General features: G+C 52.9%; 12 protein-coding genes. All 12 read left to right on the top strand.

The genetic code is table 11. The features are described 5' to 3' along the window. Positions 1-65: 65 nt before the first annotated feature. The 12 genes from B2W96_RS08455 (at position 66) to B2W96_RS08400 (ending at position 9,896) form a co-directional block, all read left to right on the top strand. On the top strand, positions 66-518 hold the full coding sequence (locus B2W96_RS08455) for a hypothetical protein (RefSeq protein WP_293009850.1): 453 nt from the start codon (positions 66-68) through the stop codon (positions 516-518). A 2-nt stretch (positions 519-520) separates the two neighbouring features. Continuing rightward, on the top strand, positions 521-919 hold the full coding sequence (locus B2W96_RS08450) for a hypothetical protein (RefSeq protein WP_293009849.1): 399 nt from the start codon (positions 521-523) through the stop codon (positions 917-919). Next, positions 919-2,802 carry a relaxase MobL gene (gene mobL / locus B2W96_RS08445; RefSeq protein ID WP_293009848.1) on the top strand — a complete coding sequence of 628 codons (1,884 nt, stop codon included), beginning with the start codon at positions 919-921 and terminating at the stop codon, positions 2,800-2,802. Before B2W96_RS08450 ends, mobL begins: the two co-directional genes overlap by 1 nt. A gap of 180 nt (positions 2,803-2,982) precedes the next feature. Beyond that, the gene (locus tag B2W96_RS08440; RefSeq protein WP_293009847.1) at positions 2,983-3,756 is read left to right on the top strand and encodes a hypothetical protein; all 774 of its coding nucleotides are present in this window, start codon (positions 2,983-2,985) and stop codon (positions 3,754-3,756) included. 84 nt (positions 3,757-3,840) lie between these two features. Beyond that, complete coding sequence (locus B2W96_RS08435; RefSeq protein ID WP_293009846.1) at positions 3,841-5,505, top strand: hypothetical protein; 1,665 nt, start codon at positions 3,841-3,843, stop codon at positions 5,503-5,505. 55 nt (positions 5,506-5,560) lie between these two features. After that, positions 5,561-5,941 carry a single-stranded DNA-binding protein gene (locus tag B2W96_RS08430; RefSeq protein ID WP_293009845.1) on the top strand — a complete coding sequence of 127 codons (381 nt, stop codon included), beginning with the start codon at positions 5,561-5,563 and terminating at the stop codon, positions 5,939-5,941. Between the two features lie 70 nt (positions 5,942-6,011). Further along, positions 6,012-6,392, top strand: a complete 381-nt coding sequence (locus tag B2W96_RS08425; RefSeq protein WP_293009844.1) for a hypothetical protein — start codon at positions 6,012-6,014, stop codon at positions 6,390-6,392. 64 nt (positions 6,393-6,456) lie between these two features. Then, positions 6,457-6,918 (top strand): hypothetical protein, encoded by a 462-nt coding sequence (locus B2W96_RS08420; protein WP_293009843.1) that lies wholly within the window; start codon positions 6,457-6,459, stop codon positions 6,916-6,918. Then, entirely contained in the window at positions 6,893-8,383 is a 1,491-nt protein-coding gene (locus B2W96_RS08415) for a VirD4-like conjugal transfer protein, CD1115 family (protein ID WP_293009842.1), read from the top strand. Before B2W96_RS08420 ends, B2W96_RS08415 begins: the two co-directional genes overlap by 26 nt. A gap of 13 nt (positions 8,384-8,396) precedes the next feature. Beyond that, entirely contained in the window at positions 8,397-8,732 is a 336-nt protein-coding gene (locus B2W96_RS08410; protein ID WP_293009841.1) for a hypothetical protein, read from the top strand. 14 nt (positions 8,733-8,746) lie between these two features. Next, positions 8,747-9,661: a conjugal transfer protein TrbL family protein gene (locus B2W96_RS08405; RefSeq protein WP_293009840.1), complete on the top strand. Its 915-nt coding sequence runs from the start codon at positions 8,747-8,749 to the stop codon at positions 9,659-9,661. A gap of 10 nt (positions 9,662-9,671) precedes the next feature. After that, on the top strand, positions 9,672-9,896 hold the full coding sequence (locus B2W96_RS08400) for a hypothetical protein (RefSeq protein WP_293009839.1): 225 nt from the start codon (positions 9,672-9,674) through the stop codon (positions 9,894-9,896). The last annotated feature ends 12 nt before the right edge of the window (positions 9,897-9,908 follow it).

The following is a 9,908-nucleotide window of genomic DNA, read 5'->3' as shown; positions in this document are numbered from 1 at the left end:
TAAAAGCACTTCTATGCGGCAACTGCCGCATAGAAGTGCTTTTACAATTACGGAGGTGAATCAAAGTGACAGATCGTCATCAGGCCCCTTATGTTCCGTTCCGCTGCTCAAAGAAAACAAGTGACCTGATCTCCCAAATCGCAAAAGAACAGCATCGGCCTAAAAGTGAAGTTCTCCGGGACCTTGTAGATAAGGGCCTGTCCGCCACCGGTGCGAAGGTGGAGGAGGGAGAGCTTTACCGGCTAATCCAGCAGGCGGTTAAGGAAACTATTCAGCCGCAGGTGGAGCGGCTAGCAGCCATCTCCGCAAAGGCGACCCACATTTCGGGGGCCGCCTTTTTTATGAGCATCTTTGCCGCCACACGGGACGGAAGTCCTGCGGAGCAGCGGCGGATTGAGGAGGCCGCAGGCTCCGCCCGTGAACTGGGCATTCAATACCTAAAGTTGAAAGACCGAGATATTGACGCCTTCCTGAAGGAGGGCGCGAAGCGCATTATAGATGAATCGGAGGAATTATAAACATGGTCATGAAAAGAAGAATTACGCAGCAGGGCCGCATTAATATCGGAAATGAGGCGCGGGGCAGTATCCTCACCGGTAAGGTCACCATCTCCGGCTCCGTAAAAGGTATCTTGATCTCCCCCTACCAAATCGGTGATGAAAATCGACCGGATTGTAAAGTCACAGAATGGGACGCGGGTCACCGGATCGTATTACCCCTCCAACTCCGGCAGAAAGCGCAATTAGAATCGGGGATGACCGTGGAACTTCTGTTCCCGGGTGACGGCAGCATTTTGCTGGTGCAGGCACTGAATACATGCATCATCTGCGGTAAGGAGTCTGAAAACATGGTTCGAATGCCCAATGGGCGGCTGGTCTGCCCTGAGTGCAGGCTGACGCTTTGTAAAGATGAATCGTAATGGCCGATAAGGCTCCGGAGCTATTTGTATTCAAGCAGTCATACAAGCCTAGAAATCTGCCCGACACCCGCGTATTGAATCAAAAGCATCTGGTTTACATCGCTACGCGGCCCGGCGTTATGCGGAATCCTGGCTGCGGCTTCGGCCTGTGGGGAAAGCTGCCTGACATGAAAGCCAGCAAGAACATAGCCGACCTGCGCACGGCCCATCAGGCGGTTGGAACAGCGTCAAAAGACCATACGCTCTATCGTGCCATCCTCTCCGTTGGGAAGACCACTGCCAGAGACTATGACCTTTATGACCGGGAAACATGGCAGAAGCTAATTAACACCAGAATTTCTGTCATTCAGAGAGAAATGCATATCAAGCCAGAAGATTTTCGATGGGTAGCGGCGATGCATTACAAAAAAACCCACCCCCACGTCCATATTATCTATTGGGATAACGGAAAGGAGCCTAGACAGGAGTTTGTATCGAAGACGCGGTTTGAGTTGATTTCAGAACGAGTCCGCACCACCTTTTCCCGTGCGCTGTATTTTGAAAAAGAACTAAAAACGGTGCAGGCAGAGCAAAGTGAGGCGGCCAAAGCCACGCGGCTTCAGCTATCTGCCCTGATGAAATCCTTTAACCTTCCGGAAGCGCTGAATTTGGACCACGTCCGCCCCGGAGAGTTGGACGAGTTGGGCAAGGGGCTGGTGGAGCTAGTCCACACGCTGCCGACCACTGGACGGCTGAAATACGGATTTTTAAAACCGCAGTACAGGGAACGGTTAAACGCATGGCTGGAGCAGGTCATGAAAATCTCCGACTTTGAGGCGCTGGAACGAAAATATGAGAAGCTGAGTGCGGACGTTTCGCGGTTATATGGGAATGACGACGCGCTTGCGGAAAAATTTCAGAAGCAGGCTCACGAACGGCTATTCACAGACCTGGGCAATGAGACGCTTTCCGTCCTGAAGGAGGTTGCCGCCGGCATACGGGAGCAGAAACCGCCTGAAGACCTGTGCCGCCTGCGGCTGGAGACGTGGCGAACTGCCGGAAGAATCCTGCGTGGAGATACCGCCTTTGAAGAGCTGCTGCGGATGCTCCCCAAATGGGGTACACCCTCCATAGAGCTTTTAAAGGACGAGGACATTCAAAAAAAGGTGGGTGAATTGACGCAGCGGCTGGCGGAGGATATTCGTATCCGCAGCAAGACAACCGGGTTTCTCAGCAAAGAAGGAAAAAAAGCAGACAAAGAAGCCTTGTCGGCAGCATACCGCGCAATGTACCAATCGGCACGGGCTGCCGTGCTGGATGAGATCGGGCGCACTGTGGGTGAGCCGCTGGCCGGCAGCCGCGTGGAGCCGGACAGCCTCACGGATTCACAAGAGCTGCATGAAACTGTGCGGCATCTGGCGGTGGAGCTGCTGCGGGAAAACCGAAGCTTTCAGCAACTCATGAGCGAGCTGCCGAAGGCAAGTCCCCTGCGGCAGCCTCCGCTGCGGAAGGAGAAGTATCAGGAGTGGATGGACAGTGTGATAAAAGAACTGGTGAGCGATCTGCGGCTGCGAACATTGGTGGAGCAATCGTCCATCCTGCAGGGCGAGGACCCCGGCCAGCATTCAGAGCTTCGGAACACCGAGTATATAAATCTCTACCGCTCCATGCATGAGCTGGTGGTTGAAACAATGCGGACAGAAAAAGGCTATGATCTGCAGGAGCAGCAGGAACTGGCGACCATGGCGCTGCTTCGGCTGTTCCGCTCCGGAAGTCAGAGCAAGAATCAGCTTCAGAGCCAGCGAAACCTTCAGCGGGAAAAGTACCGCAACCTGTCCGAGACTGCCAAGCGCGATTTGAGGAAGAAGCGCCAGCAGGAAGGCGGCTGGTCAATGGAATTTTGAGTCTGTGTTTTCCACACAGCAAAGAAAAAAGCTTCCACAACGAACATATAACATTAATAAGCAAAAAGTTTTGCACTTTTCCACAAAATGAATGTTTTACACTACTTTGTATTGCATTTTATTGCCAATTGTGCTATGATGTATATAGAAGTAGAATACACTTTTTGGGAGGTATTTGAAATGAAAGAAGCACTGAAAAGAAACTGGAAGCCTGTCACCGCATTTGCTCTGGCGCTTTCTGCGGTGGGTGCTGCTGCCTACTACGTTAACTTTATCTACATTCCCGGCAAGGAGCGGGCGCGAGCTGCGGAGCTTACAGCCGCCCAAGTGGTTCCCGAGACGCCGAAGAATTATAATTTTACCATCGACACTTCCAATCCTGCCTCCATTTCCAAGACCACGCCCGGCACGAACTCTGTTGATGACAGTATCAAGGTCGCAACTGACGCAGACGGCAACGTGACCGTTGACCGTACTTGGGACGCCAACATGGACGAGCTGGACACCACAACGGCAGCTCCCGGCACGCCCATGGCCAACATCGGCAGCGGGGGCGGGAAGATTACCGGCACGGACGGAGCCTATCACGGGGAGCAGCCGAGCACCACCCCTTCCACCAGCGGCAGCTCCGGCACGGACAGCACGAAACCCTCCACCGGCGACACCACCACGAAGCCTTCCACCGGCGATAAAACTACCACGCCGTCCGATGACAGCTCTACCACAACAAAGCCTTCGGACAGCTCCACCAAGCCCAGCACACCTTCTAAGCCGAGTACGCCGTCTACACCCGGCAGCTCCACGCCGAAGGATGGGGACATTCGAGTGGTTGATGGCAAGGAGCAAATGTATTGGGACGGCTTCGGATGGGTCGATAAGGGCAACGGCGGACAGACTGACTACATTGAAATGCCGGATGAACTGAGTGGCATTCAGGTTGGAGAAATGGGTTGAGGTTTCCTTCGTTGGTAAAATTAAAAGATACTCCCTGCGTTCCAATGGACGCAGGGAGTTTTCTTTTTGGAAAGGATGAATTTTTTGTATAGAAGAAAGATATTGGCAAGCCTGCTGGGGGTAGTTACGGTGCTATCCCTCCTAATTGTCCCGGTACTAGCGGAAGGAGATGGAAACATTGACGGCGGCGGCGGAAGCGGTGACGGCGGCGGGGGCATGGGAGAAGGAAGCAAGCAGAATTACTGGAATAACGAAGACGGCTGCCGTATCACCATTCTAAAAAATGGACAGAAGGTCTATTCCATGGACTGGAGTAACCAGTCGGAATCGAACACCGTGAAGCGGTCTTTTGTTCCCAAAAATAAACTGGATTATCTGCATGGGTCAAGTTTAGCACCAAAGTGGGAAGAATACACCAGTACCGTGGTTCCTTTGAAGATGCCCACAATTGTAGGTGGCGCAGGTGGCAACAACATTGAGGCCATCAAACGCTACTTCACGGACAAAAATGTGATTGAATCTATTTCTGGGGGAATCGGCATCCCCTATGACGACCTGACGGGGGGCGAATACAAGCTGCTTCTGGAGCCAATCGCCTATTTCGTGTTTAAGGGCGTCAAGTGGGCCATGACGGCCACAGAGGCCGCTATGTATGACGCGCAGATTGAAGGCCAGCTCCGGGCATGGATGAAGTCCCTGACACATCAGAACCTGCCGCTTTCCATGTTCCTTGAGAAGTCGGACACGGAATTGCACCTCGACAAGTGGACGGGAGCAAAATCTGGCAAGCAGACCAACGCCAATATTATCCGCTACTTAGGAATGGGCATTGTCAGCTTTAAGGCCGCACCACCGCCCGTGACACCCGGTGAGTATGATTACGAGTTCCACACGGACACGGATGTAATTATCAGCTTCCAGCTATCCTCCAGTGAGGAAGTTGCCCCAGATGCCAATGCCTATGCGGTCATGTCCGTTGGTGGCAAAACCTACCGCAAAAGCTTCATCTGCCCCGAGGGCGGAACGCAGCTTGTCTGGATGCGGTGGCACACACCCAGCACGCCGCAGACATTGACGGCCACGGCCTTTGGCGGGGATTCCTCTGTGACGCTGCGCGTCAACGTGGTGGAGTTGGAGGAAAACTTACCCCCAGACCCCACTTATAATGACAGGAACAACGGCTTCACACTGCCTGCCGTTCCAGACTATGGCAGCAACCTGAGCACCACATGGGGCGAGTGGTACGCGGAAAAGATGTTCGGTGTCTGGAGGTGGAAGTACATTACCTATGGCGCGTCGCTTCAAATTCATGATTCGACCCTGAATCCGGATCAGCGCTGCAAAACGTCGTACCGTATGGGCAACGGCCAGACCACTATGAAGTCCGGCTACGCCGTGGAGATCAGCGTAGACCCGATGGTGCAGTACGGCGCTGGCGTATCGAGCTATGACGTGACGGATATTCAAAATGCCGTGGCCACATTCCCGGAGTTTGGGTATGAGGAGTATAACCGGCTGCTGGAGAAAGTGGACGTGCGGCGCTGGGCATTCAAGCAGAATCCGTTTTCTTATTACTCTAACCGGATTCATTACACGCCCATCTGGTATCCGGACGATATGGCCTACACTGTGCCGGTGCGTGTGCTGGATGCATGGACCCCCGGCGGGCAGCTCTACACCACCGTTAATAAATCGCTCTACATCTTTGATGATGTAATAAACGATTGGTACATCCATGTGACAAACTAGCAAATCTGCCGTCTGTAACAGGACGGCGTTTTATTTTTTACAGGGAGGCAAAGATATGCTGAATCACATAATTTTAATGGGCCGACTGACCCGCGATCCGGAGCTGCGCCGTACCGGCAGCGGCACGGCGGTGACCTCGTTCTCCTTGGCCGTTGACCGGGACTTCAAGTCCCAGAGCGGCGAAAAGGAGACGGATTTCATCGACATTGTTGCCTGGCGCACGACAGCGGAATTTGTCAGCAAATATTTTACAAAGGGGCGTATGGCGGTGGTGGAAGGTCGCTTGCAACTGCGCGACTGGACCGACAAGGAGGGCGGCAAGCGCCGCTCCGCCGAAGTCGCGGCCGACAATGTGTACTTTGGGGATTCCAAACGGGACGAAGGCGCAGCTCCGGATGCTGCTGGACCGGATGAAAGTGACGATGTTCCTTCCTGATAAAAAGGAGATGACAGAACGCAGGGCCTGTCCCAAGTTGGGACAGGCCTTGTTATTTAGGAGAGGCTATATGAAACATGAACTTCGTAGTGCACTGGCGTTAGCAATACTTGGAATGGGAGTTTTGGTTCTTTGGTATCTGTTTAAAAGGCTGGCAGGGTACGCGAACTGGAAGCGACGAGCAGGCAGTCTTCTTCTCGGTACTTTTCTTATTGCTGTAGTAACAGCTACTATGTATGTCTGTTGGATTAGAAATTGGCCTTCATATGAAATTAATCGACTTTTGGTGAGCTTGATTTTTAGTGCAATAGTAATTCTTCTTATACCGCTAGGAAACCGCATTTTTTATTCAGACTATAAAAGCGGTTTATTTAAGTGCATTTTTATTGGGACCCAGCTACTCACTTCGGCTTGTATACTTGTTTATTTCGCACTGGCTATATTCAGTTAATAAACAATAAAGCGCCCATCTCTTTTGAGATGGGCGCTTTTCTCATGAAGGGGGTGATTCAATCATGAAAAAAAGGCTTATAGCCGGTGGTCTCGTGCTGCTGGTGTTCCTGTGGCTGTCACTGATGTTTGCCGGAAACTTCGGCTTGCTCATAAGCGGACGTGCAGAAGCGTGCACGCTGCGGCCATCCGGAATGCTGGCGGCGCTGGCGGCAGATCCGCGCAACGTCAAGCTGTTTTTTGTGTTGGCATTGGGCAGTCTTCTACTGGTTCTTTGGATGCTGTTCGGACACAGTTACCTCAAGTACAAATCAGATATGTATGAAGTAGTGCCGGGATTCAGTATTCCCCGTCCAGAAGGACAGGGCCAGCACGGCACGGCGTGGTGGATGCAGCCAAAGAAATTTGCGGACGCGTTTGCCACAACAGAAGCAGAAGCAGCGCTCACGCTGCCGCCGGAGCTGACGGAGCGCTATCAAAAAGAAAGAGAGGATATTTGCCGTGAAGCAGGCGACAAAGCTGACTGATCTCACACTGGGCGGCTTAGTTCTGGGACAAACCAAGGATGGTCATTGTATCTACTACACTCCGGAAGACACCCACAGCCTGATCATCGGCGCGACCCGCTGCGGCAAGACCCGCTGCCTGGTGGAGCCGTCCATTGCGCTGACGGCGCTGGCCGGCGAAAGCATGGTCATGGTAGATATGAAGGGCGAATTGTATACGGCGGCCCGCTACTTTTTGGAAAGTCTCGGCTATGAAGTTATCGCCATTGACTTTCTCAATCCGCAGCTTTCCAATCGCTATAATTTCATGCAGCCGCTGATCGACGCGCTGAATCAGGGGCAGGTTGCCAAGGCGGCCACGCGGGCGCGTGACATGGCAACGATGCTGGTCCCGGATAACCATACCAATGAGAGTATCTGGACGGACGGCGAGCGCGCGGTGCTTACCATGTCCAGTCTCATTTGCGCTTATGACAATGTTCAAAATCCGCAGTATCAAAACCTTGCCAATGTGCAGCAATTTATTACGCATATGGGCAGGCCCATCGGAGCCTATGGATTGCTGCCGCTCAACCTCTATCTGGAGATGTTGCCGGAAGAGCACCCGGCTAAGCTGTCCATGGGCATCTCGCAGATTGCGCCCTCTAAGATGCGGGGGAGCTTTTACACCTCGGCCCTGACCACGCTGGATGTATTCACAGACCCACTGATCCACGGTATGACCGCCTCCACGGACTTTGATCCGGAGCTGACGGGGGTGCGGAAGCGGGCAATCTTCCTGATTCTTCCGGACTACAAGAAAACCTACCACAGCCTTGCCGCGCTATTTATCTATCAGCAGTACCAACTGCTGGCGGAGTACAGCACCCGGCACGGTGGCCGACTCCCCCGACGTGTCCACTTCTTCTGTGATGAGTTCGGAAACTTTGTTAAGATACCGGACTTCGACACGCTCATGACCGTCTCAGGAGGGCGCGGTATCCGCTGGCATCTGTTCTTGCAAAACCTTGAGCAGTTGGACGAAAAGTACGGTGACAAGGTGGGTAAGACCATCCGCTCCAACGCGGAGACGTGGGTTTATCTCCGTTCCAACAGTGAAGAAACGCGAAAGAAGATTTCAGATATCCTGGGCAACTATACGGTCAAAAGCCCCAGCATTTCGGGTTCCAGCGGTGGGCAGAGTTCCGCCAGCTATAATCTGACAGGGCGGGCGCTGATGCTGCCTGACGAAATTCACAAGCACATTGAGCGGCCCTACCAGTTAGTGATGACGCCGGGTGAACCGGCAATGATGTATGCGCCGGATATCTCACAGACCATCTGGAATGCCGCCTTCGGCATGGGGGATCAGGAGTACAACAAAAAGATGACCATACTCCGCGACCGGGACCGGGAGGAGCATACCGCCGAACCCGCCTATTGGGGCGTATGGAATCGGTTCATCGCGGAGCTGAAGGCCATGGAGGCCGCAGCACAAAAGAAATAAAGGAGACTTTGTTATGAACAATCAAAAGAAAATGCAATCCCTTGTAAAGCGAGTTTTTTTCTCTCTTGTAATGCTGGCGCTATGTGCCGTACCGGCATCTGCGGGAGGTCTTGCGGGCAGCACTTTGGGTGTGGGCCTCAAAGAGCTGATTAGCGATGTATCCGCACTACTCATTGTCTTATGCCCTCTCACAGCGGCGGCAGCAGCCGGCTTCTTCGCAATTCGCCGCTCCATGTCCGACGAACAGGACGGAAAGCTTTGGGAGAAGCGAATTAAAACCGCCATCTTCTGCGGGGTGGGCGGATGCCTTGTTTCCTCCGTCATTACTCTCCTGGCCTCCTACTTTTAAGGGGGGCGGGGAGTTTGGACGTATTATCTTCGCTGCTGGGCGGCGAAAGTCTGCTGGATATCTTCAGTAAAACCATAAACGGTTGGTTTGGAGGTCTCGTAACGGAGGCTTTTGAAATGTTTGATGAGTTGATGGTTGGGCTGTTGACCGGCGTATTCCACTTTGAACGCCTGATCCTGTCCGGCGCGACAACGGTGCTCACCGATGAAAGCATCCGCAGCGTTTATTTGTACCTATACCTCTTGGTTTGCAGTCTGGTGGTTCTGAAGTTCATGTTTAAGGGCTTTCAAATTTATATCCTCTGGCGGGATGGAGACGCGGATTCCAGCCCACGGGATATGCTGGTTGGTACAATTCAATCAGGCGTTGTGATGGTCTGTTTTCCTTATCTCTATGAAAAGGCCGTCAGCGTGTTCATTTACATAGCAGAAGGAATTATGGGACGGCTGGGCATCTCGCTGGGAGTGGATATGGGCTTTGCAGGACTTATTCAGGATGTGGTTCTGGGCGTAGCTACGCAGGGGGCCTTAACCATTCTCTTTCTGCTGGTATTCGCTATCTCCGTCTTCGTTCTGTGGATACGCCTGATAGGGCGCGGGTTTGAGTTGATGATTCTGCGATTAGGCGTTCCGTTTGCTTCCCTTGGCCTGCTGGACAGCGATATGGGCCTGTTCAAGGGCTATATGCAGGTCTTTATAAAGACCGCCTTTACGGCAGTCATTCAGGTGTGTGCTATGGCGCTTGCCCTTCGGGTGGCCTGCACATTCCAGTTTGTAAATATTCTGGTGGCACTTGGCATCATGCTTGCGGCCTTCTCCACCCCGTCCATTATGCAGCAATTCCTGATGTCCTCTGGTCAGGGCGGAGGTATGGCGCAAAAAGCCTATTCTGCCAGCATGGCCGTGCGGGCAATCAAATCGTTGGTGTGAGGGCGATAGCATGGACGAAATATTGAGCTTTACCGTATTGCTGCAAATCCTTATTCCGCTGGGGGGGCTGATGCGGATTCTGCTGTGTCTGGTTTATATGTCCATGGAGGAGGACCCGACGCCGTACAAAAAACGGATTCGCAACGTCCTGATTTTTATTGCACTTTCGGAATGCATCGGCAGCGTGTTCCGCATGACGCTAGGCTATTTTGGTGGAACTGTTATTCCGTATTAAGTAACGAGGAGG

It is taken from the genome of Oscillibacter sp. UBA6647, assembly GCA_002455655.1.
In the GTDB taxonomy this organism is placed as follows: domain Bacteria; phylum Bacillota; class Clostridia; order Oscillospirales; family Oscillospiraceae; genus Oscillibacter.
This window is presented reverse-complemented; position numbering and strand designations above follow the sequence as displayed.